The sequence below is a fragment of the Klebsiella sp. K5-204 genome (genome assembly GCF_030128585.1).
Classification (GTDB): domain Bacteria; phylum Pseudomonadota; class Gammaproteobacteria; order Enterobacterales; family Enterobacteriaceae; genus Klebsiella; species Klebsiella quasipneumoniae.
In genome coordinates this window covers 1-676 of the sequence record NZ_JAKUZS010000041.1, presented here as the reverse complement: position 1 = coordinate 676, position 676 = coordinate 1, and the positions used below count along the sequence as shown (strand labels likewise).

Below are 676 nucleotides of genomic sequence, written 5' to 3'. Positions count from 1 at the left end.
TCGGTTGATTTCTTTTCCTCGGGGTACTTAGATGTTTCAGTTCCCCCGGTTCGCCTCGTTAACCTATGTATTCAGTTAACGATAGTGCAACGAATTGCACTGGGTTTCCCCATTCGGACATCGCCGGTTATAACGGTTCATATCACCTTACCGACGCTTTTCGCAGATTAGCACGTCCTTCATCGCCTCTGACTGCCAGGGCATCCACCGTGTACGCTTAGTCGCTTAACCTCACAACCCGAAGATGTTTCAGATTGCGAAAATTTGAGAGACTCGAACACACATTAACTGTGTGTCGTTTCAATTTTCAGCTTGATCCAGATTTTTAAAGAGCAAATATCTCAAACATCACCCGAAGATGAGTTTTGAGATATATCGGCACGCGTCTTTCACTCACGAACCAGCAAGTGGCGTCCCCTAGGGGATTCGAACCCCTGTTACCGCCGTGAAAGGGCGGTGTCCTGGGCCTCTAGACGAAGGGGACACTGAAGTCTCAATCGCAAGACGCCTTGCTTCTCTACTTTCATCAGACAATCTGTGTGAGCACTGCAAAGGCAGGTTCTTTAAGGTAAGGAGGTGATCCAACCGCAGGTTCCCCTACGGTTACCTTGTTACGACTTCACCCCAGTCATGAATCACAAAGTGGTAAGCGCCCTCCCGAAGGTTAAGCTACCTA

Annotated in this window: 1 tRNA gene and 2 rRNA genes; all 3 read right to left on the bottom strand. The window is 48.7% G+C overall.

The features are described 5' to 3' along the window. Positions 1–231: ribosomal RNA gene (locus MKR05_RS26910) — 23S ribosomal RNA — on the bottom strand; the annotation flags it as partial. A 177-nt stretch (positions 232–408) separates the two neighbouring features. Beyond that, positions 409–484 (bottom strand) — tRNA-Glu (locus MKR05_RS26905). A gap of 85 nt (positions 485–569) precedes the next feature. Next, positions 570–676, bottom strand: a 16S ribosomal RNA gene (locus tag MKR05_RS26900); the annotation flags it as partial.